This is a genomic window from Allobosea vaviloviae, assembly GCF_001298265.1.
GTDB lineage: Bacteria > Pseudomonadota > Alphaproteobacteria > Rhizobiales > Beijerinckiaceae > Allobosea > Allobosea vaviloviae_B.
The window spans coordinates 1-23,152 of record NZ_LGSZ01000017.1 but is presented as its reverse complement, the minus strand read 5'-3'; the positions used below and the strand labels follow the sequence as shown (position 1 = coordinate 23,152).

The 23,152-nt window shown below is 66.7% G+C and carries 24 protein-coding genes and 1 tRNA gene; 17 read left to right on the top strand and 8 right to left on the bottom strand.

Annotated features, from left to right (window positions below; translation table 11 throughout):
- Positions 1-56 precede the first annotated feature (56 nt).
- From purH to AE618_RS02560, 3 genes are read left to right on the top strand one after another with little or no spacing between them, the layout of a single operon-like run.
- Entirely contained in the window at positions 57-1,649 is a 1,593-nt protein-coding gene (gene purH / locus AE618_RS02570; RefSeq protein ID WP_054207501.1) for a bifunctional phosphoribosylaminoimidazolecarboxamide formyltransferase/IMP cyclohydrolase, read from the top strand.
- Between the two features lie 21 nt (positions 1,650-1,670).
- The gene (locus AE618_RS02565) at positions 1,671-1,937 is read left to right on the top strand and encodes a hypothetical protein (RefSeq protein WP_054207500.1); all 267 of its coding nucleotides are present in this window, start codon (positions 1,671-1,673) and stop codon (positions 1,935-1,937) included.
- A 4-nt stretch (positions 1,938-1,941) separates the two neighbouring features.
- On the top strand, positions 1,942-2,409 hold the full coding sequence (locus AE618_RS02560; protein ID WP_054207499.1) for a YbaK/EbsC family protein: 468 nt from the start codon (positions 1,942-1,944) through the stop codon (positions 2,407-2,409).
- A gap of 130 nt (positions 2,410-2,539) precedes the next feature.
- Here the strand turns inward: AE618_RS02560 and AE618_RS02555 are convergent, their stop codons facing one another.
- The 3 genes from AE618_RS02555 to AE618_RS02550 form a co-directional block, all read right to left on the bottom strand.
- Positions 2,540-3,352 carry a DUF72 domain-containing protein gene (locus AE618_RS02555; RefSeq protein ID WP_054207498.1) on the bottom strand — a complete coding sequence of 271 codons (813 nt, stop codon included), beginning with the start codon at positions 3,350-3,352 and terminating at the stop codon, positions 2,540-2,542.
- Between the two features lie 87 nt (positions 3,353-3,439).
- On the bottom strand, positions 3,440-3,574 hold the full coding sequence (locus tag AE618_RS29015) for a hypothetical protein (protein WP_282568483.1): 135 nt from the start codon (positions 3,572-3,574) through the stop codon (positions 3,440-3,442).
- A 68-nt stretch (positions 3,575-3,642) separates the two neighbouring features.
- Positions 3,643-4,215 (bottom strand): sigma-70 family RNA polymerase sigma factor, encoded by a 573-nt coding sequence (locus AE618_RS02550; protein ID WP_054207497.1) that lies wholly within the window; start codon positions 4,213-4,215, stop codon positions 3,643-3,645.
- A gap of 165 nt (positions 4,216-4,380) precedes the next feature.
- On the opposite strand from AE618_RS02550, the gene AE618_RS02545 reads away from it, so the two are divergent.
- The 3 genes from AE618_RS02545 to AE618_RS02535 all read left to right on the top strand — a co-directional run bounded on the left by AE618_RS02545 (position 4,381) and on the right by AE618_RS02535 (position 6,762).
- Positions 4,381-5,301, top strand: a complete 921-nt coding sequence (locus AE618_RS02545; protein ID WP_054207496.1) for an alpha/beta hydrolase family esterase — start codon at positions 4,381-4,383, stop codon at positions 5,299-5,301.
- Between the two features lie 70 nt (positions 5,302-5,371).
- Positions 5,372-5,563 carry a hypothetical protein gene (locus AE618_RS02540; RefSeq protein ID WP_054207495.1) on the top strand — a complete coding sequence of 64 codons (192 nt, stop codon included), beginning with the start codon at positions 5,372-5,374 and terminating at the stop codon, positions 5,561-5,563.
- On the top strand, positions 5,563-6,762 hold the full coding sequence (locus tag AE618_RS02535; protein ID WP_054207494.1) for an OpgC family protein: 1,200 nt from the start codon (positions 5,563-5,565) through the stop codon (positions 6,760-6,762). The genes AE618_RS02540 and AE618_RS02535 overlap by 1 nt, the downstream gene beginning before the upstream one ends.
- 189 nt (positions 6,763-6,951) lie before the next feature.
- Here the strand turns inward: AE618_RS02535 and AE618_RS02530 are convergent, their stop codons facing one another.
- The gene (locus AE618_RS02530; protein WP_054207493.1) at positions 6,952-7,917 is read right to left on the bottom strand and encodes a Bug family tripartite tricarboxylate transporter substrate binding protein; all 966 of its coding nucleotides are present in this window, start codon (positions 7,915-7,917) and stop codon (positions 6,952-6,954) included.
- A 401-nt stretch (positions 7,918-8,318) separates the two neighbouring features.
- Here AE618_RS02530 and AE618_RS02525 point away from each other — a divergent pair, with 401 nt between their 5' ends.
- The 11 genes from AE618_RS02525 to AE618_RS02480 all read left to right on the top strand — a co-directional run bounded on the left by AE618_RS02525 (position 8,319) and on the right by AE618_RS02480 (position 18,181).
- Positions 8,319-8,882 carry a TRAP transporter small permease gene (locus AE618_RS02525; protein WP_082364943.1) on the top strand — a complete coding sequence of 188 codons (564 nt, stop codon included), beginning with the start codon at positions 8,319-8,321 and terminating at the stop codon, positions 8,880-8,882.
- On the top strand, positions 8,879-10,162 hold the full coding sequence (locus AE618_RS02520) for a TRAP transporter large permease subunit (protein ID WP_054207492.1): 1,284 nt from the start codon (positions 8,879-8,881) through the stop codon (positions 10,160-10,162). Before AE618_RS02525 ends, AE618_RS02520 begins: the two co-directional genes overlap by 4 nt.
- A gap of 51 nt (positions 10,163-10,213) precedes the next feature.
- A complete protein-coding gene (locus AE618_RS02515; protein WP_054207491.1) occupies positions 10,214-11,209 on the top strand; it encodes a TRAP transporter substrate-binding protein in 996 nt (331 codons plus the stop codon).
- Between the two features lie 103 nt (positions 11,210-11,312).
- A complete protein-coding gene (locus AE618_RS02510) occupies positions 11,313-12,503 on the top strand; it encodes a CaiB/BaiF CoA transferase family protein (RefSeq protein WP_054207490.1) in 1,191 nt (396 codons plus the stop codon).
- Complete coding sequence (locus AE618_RS02505) at positions 12,500-13,120, top strand: enoyl-CoA hydratase-related protein (RefSeq protein WP_349236422.1); 621 nt, start codon at positions 12,500-12,502, stop codon at positions 13,118-13,120. The genes AE618_RS02510 and AE618_RS02505 overlap by 4 nt, the downstream gene beginning before the upstream one ends.
- On the top strand, positions 13,003-13,281 hold the full coding sequence (locus tag AE618_RS29125; RefSeq protein WP_349236423.1) for a hypothetical protein: 279 nt from the start codon (positions 13,003-13,005) through the stop codon (positions 13,279-13,281). The genes AE618_RS02505 and AE618_RS29125 overlap by 118 nt, the downstream gene beginning before the upstream one ends.
- Positions 13,282-13,306: 25 nt before the next feature.
- Complete coding sequence (locus AE618_RS02500; protein WP_054207489.1) at positions 13,307-14,206, top strand: NAD(P)-dependent oxidoreductase; 900 nt, start codon at positions 13,307-13,309, stop codon at positions 14,204-14,206.
- The gene (locus AE618_RS02495) at positions 14,206-15,120 is read left to right on the top strand and encodes an amidohydrolase family protein (RefSeq protein WP_054207488.1); all 915 of its coding nucleotides are present in this window, start codon (positions 14,206-14,208) and stop codon (positions 15,118-15,120) included. The genes AE618_RS02500 and AE618_RS02495 overlap by 1 nt, the downstream gene beginning before the upstream one ends.
- 44 nt (positions 15,121-15,164) lie before the next feature.
- A complete protein-coding gene (locus AE618_RS02490) occupies positions 15,165-16,163 on the top strand; it encodes a TRAP transporter substrate-binding protein (RefSeq protein ID WP_054207487.1) in 999 nt (332 codons plus the stop codon).
- Between the two features lie 119 nt (positions 16,164-16,282).
- Positions 16,283-16,888: a TRAP transporter small permease gene (locus AE618_RS02485; protein WP_054207486.1), complete on the top strand. Its 606-nt coding sequence runs from the start codon at positions 16,283-16,285 to the stop codon at positions 16,886-16,888.
- An 18-nt stretch (positions 16,889-16,906) separates the two neighbouring features.
- Positions 16,907-18,181 (top strand): TRAP transporter large permease, encoded by a 1,275-nt coding sequence (locus AE618_RS02480; RefSeq protein WP_054207485.1) that lies wholly within the window; start codon positions 16,907-16,909, stop codon positions 18,179-18,181.
- Between the two features lie 59 nt (positions 18,182-18,240).
- Here the strand turns inward: AE618_RS02480 and AE618_RS02475 are convergent, their stop codons facing one another.
- The 4 genes from AE618_RS02475 to AE618_RS02455 all read right to left on the bottom strand — a co-directional run bounded on the left by AE618_RS02475 (position 18,241) and on the right by AE618_RS02455 (position 23,105).
- Positions 18,241-18,798: a GNAT family N-acetyltransferase gene (locus AE618_RS02475; RefSeq protein ID WP_054207484.1), complete on the bottom strand. Its 558-nt coding sequence runs from the start codon at positions 18,796-18,798 to the stop codon at positions 18,241-18,243.
- 14 nt (positions 18,799-18,812) lie between these two features.
- Positions 18,813-21,182 carry an Orn/Lys/Arg decarboxylase N-terminal domain-containing protein gene (locus AE618_RS02470; protein WP_054207483.1) on the bottom strand — a complete coding sequence of 790 codons (2,370 nt, stop codon included), beginning with the start codon at positions 21,180-21,182 and terminating at the stop codon, positions 18,813-18,815.
- A 379-nt stretch (positions 21,183-21,561) separates the two neighbouring features.
- The gene (ppk2, locus tag AE618_RS02460) at positions 21,562-22,461 is read right to left on the bottom strand and encodes a polyphosphate kinase 2 (RefSeq protein WP_054207481.1); all 900 of its coding nucleotides are present in this window, start codon (positions 22,459-22,461) and stop codon (positions 21,562-21,564) included.
- 567 nt (positions 22,462-23,028) lie between these two features.
- A tRNA-Met gene (locus AE618_RS02455) sits at positions 23,029-23,105 on the bottom strand.
- Positions 23,106-23,152 lie beyond the last annotated feature (47 nt).

Here is a 23,152-nt window from a genome sequence, read left to right as displayed (position 1 = left end):
TCGCGCCCAACACCTGCCTTGCAGTTCCCCCATAGACCAGCCCCGGACATGCCCCGATGCCGACAGAGCTTCGCCGCGTCGAACGCGCCCTCCTTTCCGTTTCCGACAAGACCGGGCTGATCGATTTCGCGCGCGCGCTGAACCGGCTCGGCATCGCGCTGGTCTCGACCGGCGGCACCGCCAAGGCGATCGCCGAGGCCGGGCTGCCCGTCACCGACATCTCCGATCTCACCGGCTTCCCGGAAATGATGGATGGCCGCGTCAAGACGCTGCATCCCAAGGTCCATGGCGGTCTGCTGGCGATCCGCTCCCACCCCGAGCATCAGGCCTCGATGATCGGCCACGGAATCGCGCCGATCGACCTGCTCGTCGTCAATCTCTACCCCTTCGAGGCGACGGTCGCGGCCGGCAAGCCCTATGACGACTGCATCGAGAACATCGACATCGGCGGTCCCGCGATGATCCGCGCCGCCGCCAAGAACCACAACGATGTCGCCGTGGTGGTCGATGCCGCCGATTACAGCGCCGTCCTGAGCGATCTCCAGTCTCACAAGGGCGCGACCACGCTGACCTTGCGCCGCAAGCTCGCCCAGAAGGCCTATGCCCGCACCGCAGCCTATGACGCGGCGATCTCGAACTGGTTTGCGGGCGAGCTCGGCGACACCGCGCCGGCCTATCGCGCGCTCGGCGGCAGCCTGGCCGAGGCGATGCGCTACGGCGAGAACCCGCATCAATGGGCGGCCTTCTATCGCACGCCGGGCGAACGCCCGGGCGTCTCGACCGCGCGCCAGGTCCAGGGCAAGCAGCTCTCCTACAACAACATCAACGACACCGACGCGGCCTTCGAATGCGTCGCCGAGTTCGATCCTGCGGCGTCGGCCGCCTGCGTCATCGTCAAGCACGCCAACCCTTGCGGCGTCGCGACCGGCGCATCGCTGGCAGAAGCCTATGAGAAGGCGCTCGCCTGCGACCCGACCTCGGCCTTCGGCGGCATCGTCGCCGTCAATCGCAAGCTCGATGCGGCCGCCGCCAGGAAGATCGTCGAGATCTTCACCGAGGTGATCATCGCGCCCGACGCCGACGAGGAGGCGATCGCGCTGATCGCCGCCAAGAAGAACCTGCGCCTGCTCCTCACCGGCGGCCTGCCCGATGTCCGCGCGGCCGGCCTCTCGCTGCGCACCGTCTCGGGCGGCTTCCTGGCACAGGCGCGCGACAACGCCGTCGTCGACGACATGGAATTGAAGGTCGTGACCAAGCGCCAGCCGAGCGAGGCCGAACTCGCCGATCTGCGCTTCGCCTTCCGCGTCGCCAAGCACGTCAAGTCGAACGCCATCGTCTATGTGAAGGGCGGCGCCACCGTCGGCATCGGCGCCGGCCAGATGAGCCGTGTCGATTCCTCGCGCATCGCCGCCTGGAAGGCGAGCGAAGCCGCCAAGGCGGCCGGCCTGCCCGAAACGCTGGCGAAGGGCTCGGTCGTCGCATCCGACGCCTTCTTCCCCTTCGCCGACGGCCTGCTGGCCGCCGCCGAAGCGGGCGCCACGGCGGTGATCCAGCCCGGCGGCTCGATGCGCGACGATCTTGTCATCCAGGCTGCCGACGAGGCCGGCCTCGCCATGGTCTTCACCGGGCATCGCCATTTCCGGCATTGAGGCACTGACAACGAGACCGGCATGCACACGCTGAAGCTCATCGCCGCTGGTTTCGCCTTGCTCGGGGCGCTGCATTTCCTGGCGCGCCGGCTCAAGCTCGGCGGCGGCGATCCGACCGGATTGGCCGTGAAGCTCTTCCTGCCGATCTGGCTGGTGGCATCGCTGGTCAATCTCTGGCTCGGCGTCAACCGCGCCGGTTATACACTCCTGCAGGAGATGCCGTTCTTCTCGCTCGTCTTCGGCCTGCCGGCGGCCTTCGCGATCCTGCTCTTTCTGAAATTCAGGTGACACGATGAGCCTGGAATCCGTCCGCGCCTTCTTCGCGCAGCACGCGCCCGACATCGCCGTCATCGAAACGGCAGAGAGCAGTGCGACGGTGGCTCTGGCCGCCGCCGCCCATGGCGTCGAGCCCGCCCGCATCGCCAAGACGCTGTCGCTGCGTGTCGGCGAGCGCGTCGTGCTCGTGGTGGCGCGCGGCGATGCCAGGCTCGACAACCGCAAGGCCAAGGCGGCGCTCGGCGGCAAGCCGCGCATGCTCGATGCCGATGAGGTCGTGGCGCTGACCGGGCATCCCGTCGGCGGCGTCTGCCCCTTCGGGCTCAGCCAGCCATTGCAGGTCTATTGCGACATCTCGCTGAAGGCCTTCGACGAGGTTGTGCCGGCGGCCGGCTCGACGCACAGCGCCGTCCGCATCACCCCGGAGCGCATGGCGGCGCTCACCGGAGCCGAATGGGTCGATGTCTGCCAGGACGTCGCCTGACACGACCGACCGCCTTCGAGATCGGTCGACGCGCTTCTTTCCCGTCATTGCGAGCGTAGCGAAGCAATCCAGGGGGACGTCGAGCGAAACCGACTGGATTGCTTCGCTGCGCTCGCAATGACGGGAAGGCTCAGCCCTTGGCCGCCAGCCGCTGGGTCAGCGCCATCGCGGCGGCGGGATTGCGGACCTTGTCGCCGCTGATCACATAAAGAAAGACGTCGCGCGGGCCGGCTTTCGCCGGGGCCGAGCCGAAGGTCTCCAGCCCGTCGGGCACCTCGCCCATGGCCCAGACACCGGCGCGCTGCACCCATGCGTCGAGATCGGCATCGGAATAGCCGTGTGGCTGCGCCTCCTTCGTGCCCATGATGCGGGCATAGACGAAGGGCGCCGTGATGTCGGCGATCTGGGTGTAGTCGGAATCCGCCGAGGTGATCGCGGCGACACCGTATTCGCGCAGCAGCGCGACGAAATCGGGCGTCTGGAAGCTGCCATGCCGGACCTCGACAGCGTGGCGCAACGAGATGCCGTCATGCGATTTTGGCAGCAGCTTGAGGAAGGCCTCGAAATCGCCGGGGTCGAACGATTTCGTCGGCATGAACTGCCAGTTGATCGGCCCGAGTTTCTCCTTCAGCTCCGTCAGCCCGCTGGTGATGAACTTCTCGACCGAGGGGCCGGCCTCGGCCAAAACGCGCCGGTTCGTGCAATAGCGCGAGCCCTTCAGCGCGAAGACGAAGCCGTCCGGCGTCTCGGCGCGCCATCTGGCGAAGCTCTCGGGCTTCTGCGAGCCGTAATAGGTGCCGTTGATCTCGATCGAGCCGAGCCGTTCCGCCGCATAGTCCAGCTCGCGCTTCTGCGGCAGCCCCTCGGGATAGAACACCCCGCGCCAGGGCTCGAAGACCCAGCCACCGATGCCGACCCGGATCGTCCCTCGTGCCGCCGCCATGTCGTCACCTCCTGCCCTAGGGCTGAAGCCTAGCATCGCCGACCACCCTCCAGCCACCTCGCACGGCACGGACAGCGACAGATCGCGTCAGGAGTTCGTCGTTGCCGGCATGCCCCCGGCCTCGAGTTGCACGACCTCAGCCTGCAGGGCTGCGATGCGACGGTCGCGCTCGTCCAGCGCAGCCAGCGCCCGGGCCAGGGTCGGCAGGACCGATGCGGCCACGAGCCCGAGCAGGATCGCGGCGAGCAGCAGGAGGGCGAGAGGTCGCAGGGCCGCGACCTGGCATCGCTTCAGGTCGGTCCTGTCCCGCGCTTCGTCAGGAACCGGGCCATGGCCTTCAACCCGCGATGGATCGCGACCTTGGCCGCCGTCTCGGTCAGCCCCTCTGCCTTCGCCGCCTCGGAGATACTGGCGCCTTGAATCTTCACCCTCTCGATCAGCATGCGCGTGCGCTCGGGCAGGGCCTGCAGGGCGCGCTCCAGATCGAGCCTGGCATCGGGCGCCGCGTTGTCGGGGGCCGCGAGCTGATAGGCCTCGTCGTCGAGCGGCAGGTTCGCGGCGTGACGCCCGCTGCGGCGCAGATGATCGACGAGCTTGTGGTGCGCGATGGCATGCGCCCAGGCCGTCACTGGGCTCGCCGGATCGTAGGTGTGGCGGGAGAGGTGCAGTGCCAGCAGCGTCTCCTGCAGCACGTCCTCGGCGTCGCTCGCCTCGCTGCGACCGATGCGCAGCAGCATATGGCGCAGAGAACCGCGCAGCCGGGCGCTGATCGCGTCGAGGAAGAGCCGGTATGCTGCGCCATCGCCCGCCAATGCGGCGAGAAAGACCGGTCGCAATTGCGTTTCGAGTTCGGCGAGCGACAAGGCTGGGCGCTTTTCCCGGAAAGCTATGGCGGAATCCGGATTCTTTCGTCGCATGCCGGCACGGGGCTCACAAGCCCGTGACCCGCAGATGAACCGCCCTTGCAAGCCCGATACGCTCAGGCCTGCGAGAGCGCGTGCAGGCGCGTGTGCGAGGGAGCTTCGGCGATGGCGGCGGCGTGGCGTTCGACAAGGTGGCTGCTGGCGCTCGCCACCGCCTGCACCCTTTCAGGTCAGGGGCGAGCCCAGACTGCGGCCGACCTCAAGCCGGTCGATTCCTGCCCGGCCGAGGCCGGCTGCCAGGTCGAGGGCGGCTCTTACCGTATCGTCCTGCCGCAGCACCCAAAGGCTGGACCCGTCAGCGGCGCGATCATGTATTTCCATGGCTATCAGGGCTCGGCCGAGGAGACGATCGCCGATCAGGGGCTGGTCGCTGTGGCGCAGCGTCTCGGTGTCGCGCTGATCGCCATGGACGGCGTCGGCCGGAGCTGGTCCTTTCCCGGCTCGCCGGCGCGTAACCGCGACGAGTTCGCCTATGTCAGCCATGTTCTCGACGATGTCGCCAGGCGCTTTCCTGTCGATCCCCGCCGGATCATGGCATCAGGCTTTTCGCAGGGCGGCTCGATGGTCTGGTATCTCGCCTGCCGGATGCCGCAGCGTTTCGCCGCCTTCGCACCGATCGCAGGCGCCTTCTGGGAGCCGCTGCCAGAGAGCTGCGCTAGCCCCCGCCCCAACCTGATCCATGTCCATGGCACCGCCGACACCACTGTGCCGCTGGCCGGACGAACCCTGCGCCAGGGCTCGCGGCAGGGCGACCTGTTCAGAAGCCTCGCCATTTTCGCGCCCGGCCGTTGCACCGCGCCATTCCCTGCGGCTGTGCAAGCTGTGTCGACTGCCGCCTTGATCTGCAGCGTCGCGGAACACTGCAGCGGAACGGCGCGGCTCGAACTCTGCCTGCATGCCGGCGGCCACATGTCCGATCCCGCCTGGGTCGAGCGCGCCTGGCGGATCGCCATGCCGGCCAATGCCCCGCCCGCGACGGCAAGCGCACCGGCCACCCTGGCACGTACCACCCTCACAGCTCAGTAAAATGTAACCAAACGCGCTGGCCGTGCGATCTCTCACGCGAGCCGTCAGCACGGCCAGCCTGGACAACAGCATGCACCGCGAAACGATAGAAGCCGCGCAGACGAGCGCGATCCGGCATGAGCCCGTTGCGGGCGCCGACCTCGTCGCTGTCGGCGTCGACCGCCGCAGCTTGCGGCGCGAGGCCGATGCCGCTTTCAGGCGCAGCAGCTTCACCGCGCCAGCCTGCCGGCTCGACGCCGACAGCGACGAGGGAGCCTTCTGATGCAGCAGCAGGGTTCCCATCCGGCGAAGCGGCCGCGCGACGAGCGGCTCGATTTCTTCCGCGGCCTGACGATGCTGATCATCTTCGTCGCCCATGTGCCCGACAACAGCTGGAACGCCTTCATTCCGGCGCGCTTCGGCTTCTCCTCGGGAGCCGAACTGTTCGTCTTCTGCTCGGGCATCGCCAGTGCGCTTGCCTTCGGCAGCGTCTTCGTCCGTCGTGGGCTCGCGCTCGGCACGGCACGCATCGCCTACCGGATCTGGCAGGTCTATTGGGCACAGCTCGGCGTCGTTCTGGCGCTGATCGCGCTGGCCGCGCTGCTCGACCGCAGCTTCGGATTGGCGGAGGTCGCCAAGCAATTCGCGCCGCTGCTCAGCGATGCCGAGATGGCCCTGCTCGGCCTGGCGACCCTGACATGGCAGCCCGACTATCTCGACATCCTGCCGATGTATCTTGTGATCCTGGCGCTGGTGCCAGTGATGATGGCGCTCAGGCGCGTCCATTCCGCCTTGCCCTTCCTGCTGGCCGGGCTGCTCTATGGGCTGGTCTGGAGCGCTGGTCTCAACCTGCTTGGCAATCCGTGGAATGGCGCCGGCTGGTTCCTCAACCCCTTCGCCTGGCAGCTCATCTTCTTCATCGGCTTCTTCATCGCGATGAAATGGCTGCCAGTGCCACAGCTCGGCGACTGGCGCCTGATGATCGGCGCCGCGATCTTCCTTGTGCTCTCGGTCCCGCTCTCCTTCTGGGGTATCGTCGAGCATTGGCCGGCGGCCCAGGCCCTGCGCGATCTGATTCTCCCCGATGCCGAGAAGAGCAACTTGCACGTCCTGCGCATCCTGCACTTCCTGGCATTGGCCTATCTCGTGCTGAGCCTGATCGAGCCCTGGCGCCGGCAGCTCGATCAAGGGCCGGGCCATCTGCTCATTCTGATCGGCAGGCAATCGCTCGCGGCCTTCCTCGCCAGCGTCGTCCTGGCGCGACTGCTCGGCACCGTCGCCGACATGGCAGGCCGCGGCGAGCTTGTCGTGGCCCTGCTCAATCTCATCGGCTTCGCACTGATCCTTGGCGTGGCGGTCGTGGTCGGGTGGTTCAAGAGCGCGCCATGGTCGAAACCGGTGGCCGAATCCCACTCCCGGCAGCAGCCCAATCCAGCGTCAGCCGCCATCGCACTGCCGACACGCGTGCGTAAAGCGAGTTGAACGTTCGATTGATCGGCCCGCTGCGAACTGCCGCGAGAGCGCGCGACGCGCGCCCCAACAGGGCAGCCTACGGATCACGGCCTCTCCGGCGACGTCCACGCTGGCGCCAGTTGGCCGGGCCTGTTTCCGCAGACCGGCCCTTGATGCGGCACTGCGGCCTGGATGCCCGCATCCCGGCCGCGCTGTGCCTCAGTTCTTCGCCAGCCCGAGATCGCGCAGGATGCCGTTGCCGCGCTCGGTGAAGGTCGTCACATAGGCCGCGAACTCTTCCGGCTTGTCCCAGACCGGCGTGATGCCGCGATCGGCCATCGCCTTGCGGACCTCGGGACGCTGCATCGTCCTGGCGGCCGCGTCGAAGAGCACCTTGCGGCGCTCGGCGGGAATGCCCTTCGGCCCCGCCAGCGCGAACCAGTTCTCATAGGTCCAGTCGAGGCCGGCCTCCTTCGCGCTTGGGATGTCGGGGAAGCTGGGATGGCGCTCGGCTGTCATCAGCAGGAGGGTGCGCACGCGCCCCGCCTCGAGCATCGCCTTGGCCTCGATCGGCGAGCCGGTGAAGACGCTGAGGCCGCCCGCGACGAGATCGTTGAGCGCCGGGGCGCCACCATTGCTTGGGACCCACTTCACGGCGTCGGGCGCGACGCCAGCCGCCTTAAGCAGCCCGCCCGACGCGATATGCCAGGAGCCGCCGACACCCGTGCCCGACGCCATCAGCGTGCCCTTCGGGCTGTCCTTCACCGCTTTCAGATAGTCTGCGATGGTCTTGTAGGGGCTGTCGGCCTTGACCGTGACGCCGGCCGGAATGACCGACACGCGGGAGAACGCATCGACGCTGTCGATGGTCAGATCTCCAAGCCGCAGAGCCTTGAAGAACGAGATTTCGGGACTGATGCCGCCGACGACATAGCCGTCGGGAGCAGCGCCCGCGATCGCCGTATGCCCGGTGATGCCGCCGCCGCCGGTGCGGTTGACGACATTGACCGGCTGCTTCAGCTCGGCCTCGAAGCCGGCCGCGAAGATGCGCATCACGGAGTCCATGCCGCCGCCCGCGGCCCAGGGCACGATCAGCTGGATCGGGCGATCAGGGAAGGCCCAGGACGGGCCAGCGGCAACCAGCATGGCCGCCATGCCGATGGCGGCCTTCACGATGATCTTCATTAGGTCCCTCCCCAGGGATCGGCCGCCGCGTTGACCGGCGGTCCGGACGACCAGACTAGCAGTTTCTCCCCGCGGCTCAAGATATGCTGCATGCAGCATTCCGCTCTTGCGCATGGGTGGAACCGTGGCGACGCCGAGGATGTCGTCATCGCTAGGCGGTCATGCCGACGGCTCGGTTGACGCCCACCAATTCTTGCATGCAACTTTTCGCGCGACGGAACGGCCGAGCGTTTGACACGTCTCCCGCACACGGTATGCTGCATACAGATAATCGAGACCGGGCGGTTCAGCGCCACGGCCAGGGAAACAAACGAGGAGAAGGCGATGGTCGAAAACCACGCCCTGCTGGCCCGTCGCCGGCAGCGTCTTCGCATGCACAGGGTCCACAGGCGGTGCACGCCATGAGCGGCGCCATCCGGCACGCCCTTCTGCGCAGCGTCGAGAATCTGCTGCTCATCGGCTTCGTCGCCATGATTGCGATGGTCTTCGGCAATGTCGTGCTGCGCTACATCTTCAACTCCGGCATCACCACGTCGGAAGAAGCCTCGCGCATGATCTTCGTCTGGCTGACCTTCGGCGGCGCCTTCCTCGTCGCCAAGGACGGCAATCATCTCGGAATGACCACGGTCGTCGTCATGCTCGGCCGCAATGGCCGCTGGTGGTGCAGGCTCGCAGCCGAAGCGCTCTCGCTCCTGTGCATGGCGCTGCTGGTCGGCGGCTGCTGGCGCCAGAGCGTCATCAACATCGACAATTACGCCCCTGTCACCGGCATCCCACTGGCCGTGACCTATATCGCCGGGCTGCTCTGCGGATTGGGCATCGGGGCCTTGAACCTGATCGCCCTGTTCGATCTCCTCACCGGGCGCATGCCCGATTCAGCCCTGGTGATCGGCGCCGATTCCGAGGAACTGGCGGCCTTCGAGGCCAGGCAATGCGAGACGGGTCCGGCGGAGGCGCGCAAGTGACCGTCCTCGTCTTCCTGGGCTCGCTGATCGGCGCGATGGCGCTCGGCGTGCCGATCGCGATCGCCTTGCTGGTCTGCGGCGTCGCTCTGATGCTGCAGCTCGACACATTCGACTCGCAGATCCTCGCGCAGAACCTCGTCGGCGGCGCCGATTCCTTCCCGCTGATGGCGGTGCCCTTCTTCATGCTGGCCGGAGAACTGATGAATGCCGGCGGGCTTTCGCGCCGCATCATCGCGCTGGCGGTCACAATGGTCGGCCACGTCAAGGGCGGGCTCGGCTATGTCGCGGTCATCGCCGCGCTGGTGATGGCCTCGATCTCCGGCTCGGCCGTCGCCGATACCGCCGCGCTCGCCGCCATCCTGATCCCGATGATGCGCCAGGCGGGCTACAACATGCCGCGCGCGGCCGGCTTGATCTCGGCCGGCGGCATCATCGCCCCGGTGATCCCGCCCTCGATCGGCTTCGTCGTCTTCGGCGTCGCCGCCGGCGTCTCGATCACGCGGCTGTTTCTGGCGGGTATCGTCCCGGGCATCCTGATGGCGCTTGCGCTCGTCATCACCTGGTATGTCGTCGCGCGCGACGAGCCCGTCGCCCGCGCCAGCCGCGCCCGGCCGCGCGAGATCGCACGCTCGGCGCTCGATGGCATCTGGGCGCTCGGCCTGCCCTTCCTGATCATCGGCGGCATGAAGGCCGGCGCCTTCACCCCGACCGAGGCCGCCGTTGTCGCGGCTGTCTATGCCGGGCTGGTCGGCCGTTTCGTCTACGGCGAGCTCAAGCTCGAGGACATCCGTCCGGCGCTGCTGGCCTCGCTCAAGACGTCGGCCGCGGTGATGTTCCTGGTGGCGGCGGCCCTGGTCTCAGCCTGGCTCATCACCATCGCCGACATCCCGGCCCAAGTCGCAAGCCTGCTTGGCCCGCTGATCGAGCACAAGACCCTGGTCATGCTGGCGATGATGCTGCTGGTCGTCGTCGTCGGCACGGCGCTCGACTTCATCCCGACCGTGCTGATCCTGACGCCCGTGCTGATGCCGATCGTCAAGCAGGCCGGCATCGACCCGGTCTATTTCGGCGTGATGTTCATCATCAACAACGCCATCGGCCTGCTGACGCCGCCGGTCGGCACGGTCCTCAACGTCGTCTGCGCCGTCGGCAATATCTCGATGGACAGGGTCATTCGCGGCGTCATGCCGTTCCTGCTCTCGCAGCTCGCCGTGCTCGCCTTGCTGATCCTGGTGCCGGAGATCGTCACCATCCCCGCGAAATGGTTCTACGGGCGCTGAAACCGCCCCCAACAACCTGAATCGACCCATAAAAATCACGAGGAGGACGCCATGACCCTGACCCGCAGAACCGCCCTGAAGGGCGCCGCCGCCGGTGTCTCGCTGTTTGCGATCGGCAACCCTGCCTTCGCCCAGGCGACGCGGCTGCGCTTTGCCCATCCGCATCCGGAATCCGACAGCTGGCACAAGGCGGCACTGCTTTTGGCCGAGCGCGTCAAGGCCGGCAGCCAGGGGCAGTTCGAGGTCCAGGTGTTCCCCAATGGCGCGCTGGGCTCCGATGCGCAGACGATCAGCGCCGTGCGCGGCGGCTCGATCGACATCTGCCTGACCGGCAACCCCTTCTTCACCGGGCTTGCGCCCAAGCTCAATGTGCTCGACCTGCCCTTCCTGATCCAGAGCCGCAAGCATGCCGCAGCCGTGATGGACGGTCCGATCGGAGAAGGCCTGCGGCGCGAGCTCGAAGCCTCGAATCTGAAGGCGCTGGCGACCTGGGAGATCGGCTGGCGCAACCTCACCAACAACCGCCGCCCTGTCGCGACCGCCGCCGACATCAAGGGGCTCAAGATCCGCACCACGCCCAACCCGGCCCATATCAAGGCCTTCCAGCTGCTCGGTGCGATCCCGACCCCGATGGCGTTCACGGAGCTGTTCACGGCACTGGAGACCGGAGCGGTCGACGGCCAGGAGAACCCGGTCACGCTGATCCTGAACGCGAAGTTCTTCGAGGTGCAGAAGCATCTCTCGCTGACGCGCCACGCCTTCACCACCGGCCCGGTCGTGATGAACAAGGCCAAGTTCGATGCCTATTCCCCCGAGATCCAGAAGCTGCTGCTCGGCATCGGCGCCGAGCTCGCCGTGACCCAGCGCCAGATGAACGCGGACACCGAGGGCTCGAGCCTCGCCGCACTGAAGAAGGCCGGCATGCAGGCGGTGGAAAGCCCGGACCGCGAGTCCTTTGCAAAAATCGTGACGGCGGAGGTGGAGAAGGACTTCGTCGGCAAATACGGCAGCGAGACGCTCGACGCGATCAAGAAGGCCGCCGTCTGACGCACCCCACTGCCGCTCGCTGGCAGCACGCCGCGATCGACCACGATCATACCGCCTCCCTCACGCCAGTGAAGGAGGCGGAACATGCCGGAGGATATCGTCCATGGCACCACCGCTGACAGGCATCAGGGTTCTCGACATATCGCAGGTCATGGCCGGGCCGTTCTGCTGCATGCTGCTGGCGGATATGGGCGCCGACGTCATCAAGATCGAGCCGCCGGGGACCGGCGACTCGACGCGCCAGTCGATGGGTTTCCGCATGAAGGGGGAGGACAGCCCCGGCTTCCTCGCGCTCAACCGCAACAAGCGCAGCATCGCGCTCGATCTCAAATCCGACGCCGATCGCGAGGTTCTCTACGCACTGGTGAAGACGGCCGACGTTCTGGTCGAGAATGCCCGCCCCGGCGTCGCGGGCCGACTGGGCATGGACTACGCCACGTTGAGCGCGATCAATCCGCGGCTGATCTATGCCAGCATCTCAGGCTTCGGCCAGACCGGCCCCTGGTCGCAGCGTCCGGGCTTCGACCTGATCGCGCAGGCGGTCTCCGGCGTGCTCAGCTCGAACGGTCTGCCCGGCATGGAGCCGGCTAAGAACTCGATTCCGGTCGCCGATCTCGGCGCCGGGCTGTTCAGCACCTATGCCATCCTCAGCGCCGTCATCGGTCGCCAGACCACTGGCAAGGGCCAGTATCTCGATGCCTCGCTGTTCGAGGCCGCGCTGGCCTTGTCGGTCTGGGAGACGACGGAACTCTGGGGCACCGGCCGCGCGCCCGAGCCGATCGGCTCGGCGAACCGGATGTCGGCACCCTATCAGGCCGTGGCGGCCTCCGATGGCTGGTTCGTGATCGGCGCCGCCAATCAGGGGCTTTGGCTCAAGCTGCTCAAGGTCCTGGGCCGCGAGGAGCTGCAGGAGGATGCCCGCTTCTCGACCAACGCCGCACGCCTGCAGAACCGGCTCGCCCTGATCGACGCGATGGCCCCGACCTTCCTGACGCGCACCCGCCGCGACTGGATCGACGCACTGCTCGAGGCGGGCGTTCCCGCCGACCTGATCCTCGACTACGGCGAGGCCGTCGTCAGCGAGCAGGCCGTGGCCCGCGAGATGGTCAAGATGGTGCCGCATCCGGTGGAGGGCGAGTTCCGCGCCCTCGGCTTCCCGGTGAAGCTCAGCGACACCCCGCAGGAAATCCGCCTGCCGCCGCCCCTGCTCGACGAGCATGGCACGGAACTGCGCGCCGAACTGATCAGCCAGGGCCTTCTGCCCGAGGCAGCCAAGTCGGGTAAGACAGCATGAGCGAACCCCGCGTCACCTACGAGAAGACGGGCGACGTCGCCCATGTCCGCTTCGACAATCCAGGCGCCTATAACGCGCTCACCGGCGCGATGTGGCTCCAGCTGCGCGACATCGCCGGCAGGATCGCGGAGGATCCGTCCGTCCGGGTCGCCGTGTTCCGTGGCGTGGGCGGCAAGGCCTTCGTATCGGGGACCGACATCTCCGGCTTCGCCACCTTCACCGGCGGAGCGGACGGCGTCGCCTACGAACGCAGCGGCGACGACTGCATGCGCGCGCTGGATGCCATTCCCGTCACGACCATCGCCGTGATCGATGGCTGGGCCGTCGGCGGCGGCCTCAATATCGCCGCGGCCTGCGACTTCAGGATTGCGACGCCCGATGCGCGTTTCGGCTCCCCGATCGGCCGCACGCTCGGCAATTGCCTCTCGCCTCTCAGCCTGGCGCGGATCGGGGGGCGATCGGCGTCGCGGCCGCCAGGCGCATGGTCCTGCTCGGCGAAATCTTCGGCGCGCAGGATCTGCTCCCCACCGGCTTCCTGTTGCGCGTCGTCGAGCCGGAGGCGATCGATGCCGAGCTCGAATCCCTGTGCCGCCGCGCCGCCGAGAACGCCCCGCTGACCACGCGGGCGACCAAGGAGATCCTGCGACGCATGGCCTTCGAGGGCCTGCCCGAGGTCGATGACCTCATCGCCCGGGTCTATGGCAGCAACGACTTCAGGCAAGGCGTCAGCGCGTTCCTGGCCAAGACCAAGGCGCTGCCGACCTGGGCGGGGCAGTGAAATTGACACCGAGGGAGCAGCAGCCATGACAAAACCCCGCATCGGCTTCATCGGCATCGGCATCATGGGCGAGGCGATGACGCGACGCCTGCTCGACAAGGGCTATCAGGTGACGGTCTGGAATCTCGAGCCCGAGCGCCTGGAGACCGTCGTCCCGCACGGCGCCAGGCCAGCCGCCTCGCCGGCCGAGGTCGCGACTGCGAGCGATGTCGTCATGCTCTGCGTGCTGCACATGGCCGCGGTCGAGCGTTGCGTCTTCGCTGGGGACGGCGTCGCGGCGGGCGGTTCCTCGACGAAGCTCGTCATCGACCTGTCGACAGCCGATCCCGAGGGCACGCGGCAGGCGGCGGGCAAGCTCAAGGCATTGACCGGCGCCGGCTGGGTCGATGCGCCGGTCTCGGGCGGGCCGCAACTCGCCCGCACCGGGGGCATGACCGTGATGGCCGGTGGCTCGGACGACGATTTCGCGGCGGCGCAGCCGCTGCTCGCCGACATGGCCGGCAATGTCACGCTGATGGGACCGGTCGGCGCTGGCCAGACCACCAAGATCATCAACCAGGCCATCGTCGGCACTGGCTATGTCGTGATGGCGGAGGCGCTGATGCTGGCGGAAGCCGCCGGCATCGACGCCGCGCGCCTGCCGCAATGCCTCGCCGGGGGACACGCGGATTCGAGCCTGCTGCAGCGGCTCTATCCGCAGATGCAGGCCCGCGCCTTCGAGCCGCCGGCGAGCTATGCCCGCCAGTTGCTCAAGGACCTCAAAGCGGTCAAGGCCTTCTCCCGGGAGCTGGGGCTCGACCTCAAGGTGATCGAGGAAGCCGTGCATCGCTACGCCGACTATGTCGCGCTCGGCCACGAGATGAGCGACTCGGCTGCGGTCGTGAAGCTCTACGAGCACGAAGCAGCCGCGCGCGGAGGCGGCTGATGGCAAGCGCGCCGCAAAAGCCGAGCGCGGTGATCGATGCGCATCACCATGTCTGGGATCTCGACGCCAACCGTCATCCCTGGCTCAGCGACGAGCCGCCGATCCCGTTCCGCTACGGCGACTACTCAGCCATCCGCAAGAGCTACATGCCGGCCGACTACCGCCGCGACACCGCCGGCTGGCCGGTGACGGCCTCCGTCTACGTCGAGGCGGAATGGGAGCGTTCCAACGCCTTGAGCGAGAGCCGCTGGATCGCGGCCGTTGCCGCCGAACACGGATTGCCCTCGGCCGTGGTCGCCTGGTGCGACCTCGCCGACCCCGGCGCGGCCGAGCTTCTGGCTGCCCATGCGGCGATCCCGATCGTGCGCGGCATAAGGCACAAGCCCGCCGCTGCCGCGAGCGCGGGCGACGCCAGGCGCGGCCAGCCCGGTTCGATGGACGATCCCGCCTGGCGCGAGGGCTATGCGCAGCTCGCCCGCAACGGCCTGTCCTACGATCTGCAGACGCCATGGTGGCATCTCGATGCGGCAGCGGAGCTGGCGCGCGACCTGCCGGAAACGCAGATCATCATCAACCACACCGCCTTGCCTGCCGACCGCAGCCCCGAGGCACTGGCGGCGTGGCGCCGCGCGCTCGAAACGGCTGCCGCCCAGCCCAACATCGCCCTCAAGATCTCCGGCATCGGCCGGCCCGGCATCGCCTGGGCGCAGGCCGGCAACGCAGCCATCATTCGCGACGCGATCGCGATCTTCGGCGTCGAACGAGCGATGTTCGCCAGCAACTTTCCCGTCGACAGCCTCGTCGGCGATTTCGACACGATCTTCTCAGGCTTCCTCGCTGCCACGGCAGACCGGTCCGAAGAAGACCGGATGCGCCTGTTCCACGACAACGCGGCGAGGCTCTACCGGCTCTGACAGCGGGCCGTTCGACAATCATAAAAACAAAACGGGAGGATACCATGAAGAAGCGCGACGCCTTGAAGATGCTGGCCCTCGGCCTCGGCCTGTCCGTTGGACTCGGACTGCAGGCACAGGCGCAGGTCACGATCCGCTATGCCCATGTCGGCTCGGAAGGCGACATCCAGTACTGGTACGCCGAGGAATTCGCCAAGCGCGTCAACCAGCGCACGGAAGGGCGCGTCAAGGTCCAGGTCTTCCCGAATTCGCAGCTCGGTGGCGCGCAGGAGACCGTCGATGGAGTCCGCAGCGGCGCGATCCCGCTGGCGCATCACGAATTCGCCTCGCTCGCCCGGCTGAGCCCGGACATCGCCGTCTTCGCCGCGCCCTTCGCCTATCGCGACGGCTCCCATGCCATGAACGCGACCGACCCGGCCAAGTCGGAGGTGATGAAGGAGCTCTCCGACAAGCTCGTCGCCACCGCCAATATCCGCATCATCGGCCGGCTCTATCGCGGCGCCCGCCAGATGACGGCGAAGATGGCGGTCTATTCGCCGGCCGATCTCAAGGACAAGCGCTTCCGCGGCGTGCCGCTTCAGCTCTGGACCACGATGATCAAGGGCATGGGCGCCATTCCGACCCCGGTCGAGGTCGGTGAACTGCCTACCGCGCTGATGACCGGCATGGTGATCGGGCAGGAGAACCCGCTGACCATGATCAACGCCAACAAGCTCTACGAGGTGCAGACGCATGTCATGCTGACCAGCCACATGCAGAACGTGCTGCCGGTCTTCATCAACGAGCGCACCTGGCAGTCGATCCCCGAGAAGGACCGCGCCATCATCTCGGCCACGGCCGCCGAGATCGGCGAGGAGACGCTGAAGCTCGGCAACGAAGCCGAGACCAAGCTGATCGACGAGTTGAAGAAGAAGGGCATGACGTTCGTCACCGCGGCAGACGGCCTCAAGGTCGAGGACTTCCGCAAGGCCGTCTCCGCTCAGGTCCGCACCGATTTTCCGAGCTGGGGCCCCTATATCGAGCGCATCGCCGCCGTGAAGTGAGGCGTTCGGCCTCCTGAGCCTTCTGACGACCGGGCGACCTCGCGCCGCCCGGTCCGCTCCCGGCCCGGCCCTGCGCGCGGGCGATTTCCATTCCGTCCGTTGCCAGCGAGACCTGTCCCATGCACGCCGAGACGCTCATCGCCGACGCGCCCGTTGCGTCCATCGCCGTCGACAGCCGCACCTATGCGATCGACCGCGCGATGGAGCCGCTGCGCTGGGTCTTTCGCTGGGGCAGCCTCGTCATGCTGATCGCGATGGTGACCTTGCCGTTCCTCCAGGTTGTCGCGCGCGAAATCGTCGGCGCGCCGCTGATCGGGGCCGAGGAGCTCGCGCGCTTCATGCTGATCTGCACGGTCTTCATCGCACTGCCCTATGTCGCGGCGGGCGGCGCCAATATCCGCATGGAGGAGATCCTCTCCCTCTGCCCCAAACGCTTCGTCCGAAGCGTCAAGCTGGTCACGGCGATCGTCGCCATCGCAACCTTCGCGACCGCCGCCGTCGCCAGCCTGATCGCGATCTCCAGCAATCTCGACAATGCCACGCCGACCCTGGGCATGCCCTATTGGCTCTTCCTCGGGGCCGCCTTCGTCAGCTTCACGATGACCACGACCGAATGCGGGATCCAGCTCATTAAAGTGCTGCAGGACAGGCCGCTCTATGTCAGCTTCCCCCAGGAGATGGAGCCCGAGGAAGAGCTCGACCTGCCGCCCGAGATGAAGATCTGAGCGAGCGGAACGCATCCCATGTCCTTCGTCGTCATCCTCGCCTTCGTCGCCTTCTTCATCCTCGGCTTCCCGGTCGTCGTCGCCATCGCCGTGCCGGCGCTGCTCTACGTCTTCTTCGCCGGTTTCCCGATGGAGCTGATCGCGCAGCGCATGACCTATGCGCTCGACTCGTTCCCGCTGGTCGCCGTGCCGGTGTTCATCTTCGTCGGCAGCCTGATGAACCAGAGCGGCATCACCAGCGACATCTACCGCTTCGCCCACACCGTCGCCGGACGCGTCCCCGGTGGGCTGGCACAGGTCAACGTCATCGGCTCGCTGATCTTCTCGGGCACCTCGGGCGCCGCGCTCGCCGATATCGGCGGTCTCGGGCGCATCGAGATCCGCGCCATGGTCAATGCGGGCTTCTCTCGCGCCTATGCCGCCGCGATCACCGGCGCCTCGGCCGTGGTCGGACCGATCTTTCCGCCCTCGATCCCGATCATCATCTACGGATCGGTCACCAGCGTCTCGATCGTGCAGCTGCTGGTCGCCGGCATCATGCCCGCCCTGATGTATGTCACGCTGCTGATGGCGACAGTCGCCTGGCTGGCGCATCGCCACGGCCATCCGCGCTCGCGGACCTGGCCGAGCCTGCGCGAGATCTGGTCGACCTTCCTGCCGGCGGCTCCGGCGCTGTTCACGCCGATCCTGCTGGTCGGCGGCATGCTGCTCGGCATCTTCACGCCGACGGAGGCCGCCTCGGTGACCGTGGTCTACATCCTGCTGATCACCTTCGTCTTCTATGGCGGCATGAGCTGGGCGCGCCTGCGCTTTGCGCTGTTCGACACGGTCAAGACGACCTCGGCGGTGCTGATCATCGTCTCGGCGGCGGCGCTGTTCGGCTGGATCCTGACGATCGAGCAACTGCCGCAGACCTTCACCCGCACGATCCTGTCGCTCTCGACCGATCCGCTCGTGCTGCTGCTGATCGTCAACGGCCTGCTGCTGGTCGTCGGCATGTTCCTGGATTCGACCACGGCGACGCTGCTCGTCGCGCCGCTCGTCAGCGCGCCGCTGGTGCTGGCCGGCGTCGATCCGGTCCATCTCGGCATCATCTTCATCTTCAACCTGATGATCGGCCTGCTGACGCCGCCGATGGGGCTCGCTTTGTTCCTGCTGGCGGATATCGCCAAGGCGCCGATGCCGGCGATCTTCAAGGCGCTGCTGCCCTTCTACATTCCGCTGTTCGGCGCGCTCGCCATCATCACCGTCTTTCCCGAACTGACCCTCTGGCTGCCGAAGATGCTACGCTAGCCGGCTCAAGCGATCGCCTCCGCCCCGGCGCACGCCAGATGGAGACCGCCATCCAAACGTCACCGCAGAGCGGCGTCGCCTATGGCCGGCAGGGTCGCGCCGGCGCCGAGCGAGCGCTGCACCATCACGCTGTCGGACCATTTGCCATAGCGATAGGCGACACCCGGCAGCAGCCCGACCCTGATGAAGCCGAAGCGTTCGTGAAGCGCCAGCGAAGCGGTGTTTTCCGCGTCGATATAGCCGATCATCTGGCGAAAGCCGGCCGCTGCGCAGGCATCGATCAGCGCCTGCATGAGCAGCCTCCCGATGCCGCGTCCGAGATGCTCGTGATGCACATAGATCGAATGCTTCACCGTGAAGCGATAGGCCGGACGCTTGCGAAAGAGAACGACATAGGCGTAGCCCACCACCTCGCCGCCGCGCGTCGCCACCAGATGCGGCAGGCGGCGGTTGCGCAGGTTCTTCCGGCGGTCCTTCAGATCGTCCGGCAGCGGGGTGCCTGTCTCCTCGACCCCGGCCTCGATACCGCGGCGGATATGCCGGCGATAGATTGCCAGCATGGGTTCCACATCGTCGTCCCGCGAGGGACGCACGAAGATCGGCAGGTCAGCATCCATGGCGTCGTTCGACCTCAGTGCCCGGCCGGCTCGCTGACCACATAGGTGTGCAGGCGGACCCGACCGTCTGCATCAAGCTCGCGATAGACACCCTGGATCTCGACCTCGAAGCCCGGGAAGGCGTTGAAGGAGGCCTCGAACATCTTGAGATAGTCGATCATGGGCTTGGCCCGCTCGCATAGTCGCTCGCCGGGCACGATGGTGGCGATCCCTGGGGGGTAGACGACGAAAGGTGTGGTGGCGATGCGTCCGGCGATCGAATCGATCGGCAGATAGTCGACATCGTTGCGCACGAGGCAGCGCGCAGCGTCATGCGGCGACATCACCATCTCCGGCAGATGCTCCCGCGAGAATTGCCGGTTCTGCAGGTCGCTGACCTGATGATCACGGAAGAAGCGGTGCATCTCTCCACAGAGGTCGCGCAGGCGCACGCCGTCATAGCGCGCCGGCCTGCGCCGATAGAACTCCGGAATGGCGTCTTCCATCAGAGCGTTGTCGTCATGCAGCTTCTTGAAAGCGACGAGCCCGCTGATCAGCGTCCCGGCCTTGCTGGCCTCGACGCCCGGCGTCAGCAGGAAGAGCAGCGAGTTGAGGTCGTTCTTCTCAGCGACGATGCGGTTCTCGCGCAGGAACTGGGCGACGACCGGCGCGGGGATGCCGTGCTCTTCATAGGCGCCGGTCTTGCGGTCGAAGCCGGGCGTAAGCAGGGTGAGCTTGTTGGGGTCGGTCATGGCGAAGCCCGGCTCCATATCCGCGAAGCCGTGCCAGCCCGCGCCGGGCGCGAGCTGCCAGAAGGCCGGGTCGCTGGCGAGTTGGTCGGTGGCGACCATTTCCCAGGCGACGTCATGCACGGCCCCGGGCCGCGCCGCATCGGGAATCGACACCCGGTCAGGCACGAAGGGCTCGAAGAACCAGCGGCGCTCGAGCCGCGCCTCCTTCTCCTCGAATTCGCGGCGGACCGCCCTGATCTTCTTGCGCAGCTCGATGCCGAGCCGGATCGTGTCGTCCCAGAGCACTTCGCCCGAACGCCCCTTCATCATCTGCGCGCCGACATCGAGCGAGGCGAAGAGCGGGTAGAAGGGCGAGGTCGAGGCGTATTGCATGAAGCTCTCATTGAAGCGGCGGTGCTCGACGCGCCGCTTCTGGCCCTTGATGTGCCGGTCCTTCATGTGAATCTGCGAGGCCTGGCTGAAGCTCGCCAGCTGCTTGTGGGTCGATTGCGTGGCGATGATGCCTGGCGAATCCGGGCCGAGATCCTTCAGCCCCATGGCGAAGCGCCCGGCATAGAGCGGGTGGAACTTCATGAAGCCGGCCCAGGCCTCGTCGAACATGATGTAGTCGCAGAGATGCCCGATGCGCTGGAGGATCATCTCGGCGCTGTGAATCGTGCCGTCATAGGTGCATTGCTCGACGACCGCGACGCGGAAGGGGCGGGGCTTCTTCCAGGCGTCAGGGTCCTTGACCAGCGGGTTGGTGCGGATGCGCTCGCGCAGCGCCTCCTCGTCGAAGGTGTCCCAGCGCATCGGGCCGATCAGCCCCCAGGCATTGCGCGCCGTGGGGATGTAGACCGGGATGCCGCCGGAGATCAGCAGCGCGCCGTGATGGGCGGCCTTGTGGTTGTTGCGGTCGAACAGCACGAGGTCGCCATCGGTGACCAGTGCCGCCAGCGCGACCTTGTTGGAGGTCGAGGTGCCGTTGAGCACGAAATAGGTCTTCTCCGCCCCGAATATCTGGGCGGCTTCCTTCTGGGCCTTGAGGGCGGGGCCCTCATGGGTCAGCAGGTCGCCGAGGTCGAGCACGGAATTGTCGAGGTCGTCGCGGAAGACCGCCTCGCCGAGATGCTCCATGAAGACCCGGCCGATCGGGCTGCGGCTGTAGAACACGCCGCCATTATGGCCGGGGCAGGTCCAGAGATGGTTGCCCTCCTCTGCATAATCGACCAGCGCGCCGAAGAACGGCGTCTTCAGCGTCTCGGCATATTGCTTGAGGCGGCTGATCAGGCTCTTGGCAATGAAGGGCGGGGTTTCCTCGGACAGGAAGATATAGCCGTCGATGAAGTCGAGGACTTCGACCGGCACGTCCTCGAAACGCTTGCGGCGGATCAGCAGGATGATCGGGAATTCGAGTCCGCGCCGGCGCATCAAATTGATCAGCGAGGCGGTCTTGCCCTCGAGGCCCTTCTTGCCCCAGTCGACGACCATGCAGCCGATGGCAGCGTCAGTCTGGACAGCGATCTCGGCGTCTTCGAGCTTGCGCGCCTTGACGACCTCGAAGCCGGACCTCTCGATTTCGTCGACGATCTGATGGAAGCGGATGCCCTCGAGATCCTCCGCATCGAAGTTCGGCGTCGCGAACAGGAAAGTGAAGCGCCTGAAATAATCCATCTGAACCCCGTGCGTGCGAGTCCGATGATATCTACAGATTTCATGACGGCCCGACGAATGATCTAATCGGCTCGCTCCATCTTGCCCCGGGGGCCGATGGCGATGCTCAGCCCGTCGCGCAACAGCCCCATGATCGGGAACGAGACGTCCCGACAGCGCAATGACATGGCTGTAACGCGGCGGAGTGTTTGCACGGCGACAGCGATCACCCAACCGCCCATCCCGAACGACGACCCCTGCACCCGTCGAGGCGGCAGGCCCTCCCTCCGCTCACCTCGCGCGAAGGCAGCGAGATGTGGCTGTCCTGAAACCCGAGCGGGCCGCCTCGGCGAGGCGGCCCGCAGCTTGGCAACGATCGACGCGCTCGCCTGTCATGCGCTCAATACTGGTCCGGCACGTAGAGTTCCGGCGGGACGGGATGGCGCTGGTAGTCCGGGTGCCGCACGCGCTCCGGCAGGGAAATCTCCTGCTTTGGCACATCCTCATACGGGATCTGGCTGAGCAGATGGGCGATGCAGTTGAGCCGCGCCTTCTTCTTGTCGACGGCCTCGACCACCCACCAGGGTGCGTAGTCGGTATGGGTCCGGTCGAACATCTCCTCCTTGGCGCGGGTGTAGTCTTCCCAATGGACACGGCTTTCCATGTCCATCGGCGAGAGCTTCCACTGCTTGAGCGGATCGGCGATGCGCATCTGGAAGCGGAACTCCTGTTCCTCATCCGTGATCGAGAACCAGTACTTGACCAGGATGACGCCGGAACGGACGAGCATGTGCTCGAATTCCGGGACGGAACGGAAGAATTCCTCGAGTTCGTCGGGCGTGCAGAACCCCATCACGCGCTCGACGCCGGCGCGGTTGTACCAGCTGCGGTCGAACAGCACCATTTCGCCGGCGGTCGGCAGATGCGGCACATAGCGCTGGAAATACCACTGATGTCTCTCGCGCTCGGTCGGGGCCGGCAGGGCCACGACGCGGCAGACCCGTGGATTGAGCCGCTGCGTCACGCGCTTGATCGCCCCGCCCTTGCCGGCGGAGTCGCGCCCCTCGAACAGCACGACCACCTTGAGCTTCTTGTACTGGATCCAGTCCTGCAGCCGCACCAGCTCATGCTGCAGCCGGAACAGTTCTCGAAAATAGACCTTTCGGTCCAGCGTCGATCCCGATGGCGCCACTCCCTCGGCGACCAACTCGTCGATGCGGTCCTCCTCGAGTTGCATCTCGAGTTCTTCATCGAAACTGTCGGCGATCTCCGCTTTGATACGGTCGAGATCAGTGCTCATAGAAGCGGTCCCTGTTCTGGTTCTGGAAGAAAGAGAGCACCTGGCCGCCTGCGCGGCCCTGTAGCGGTTGTGGCAAGCAGCTCGGGCCGGCATCTGCCAGGAGCCATGCCTGCGCGCCGCCGCATGCTGCCCGCAGATGCCGCACCCGGCAATTGCGATGGACGGTCCCGGCTCGCGCCGCCCTGAAACACGCGGGCCACTGGTCGCATCGCTCCGGGCACCAGCCGAGACAGCGGCTCTTGGGCAAAGCGGCCGAAGGGTGGGCGTTCATCGCTGCGTCCCCGCTTTCGATCTGGCCGACGGTGGTAGTGCAGACAGCGGCGAGGTGACACCGATATGACGCCGGCTTGCGCGACGCGACGCCATGGTCCCGCCAGGGTGGTTTCATCGTCGCGTCAGCGCGGCTCGTCACCGCTCCGCGGACGCGGTTGGCCGCCGGGGGCGAGATATTCGGGTGCTGCGCCGCGATTTTTGCGCGATTGTGGGGTTAGCGCGGCGGCGGGCTTTTGGGGCGACGGCCAGAGACGCGAAAACCCCGGCGCGTTGAGCGCCGGGGTTTTGGTGTTTTGGTTGCGGGGGCAGGATTTGAACCTACGACCTTCAGGTTATGAGCCTGACGAGCTACCGGGCTGCTCCACCCCGCGATAAGTCTTTTGGTGCGCTGCGTGTGTTGTGCGCAGGGCGTGTTTTA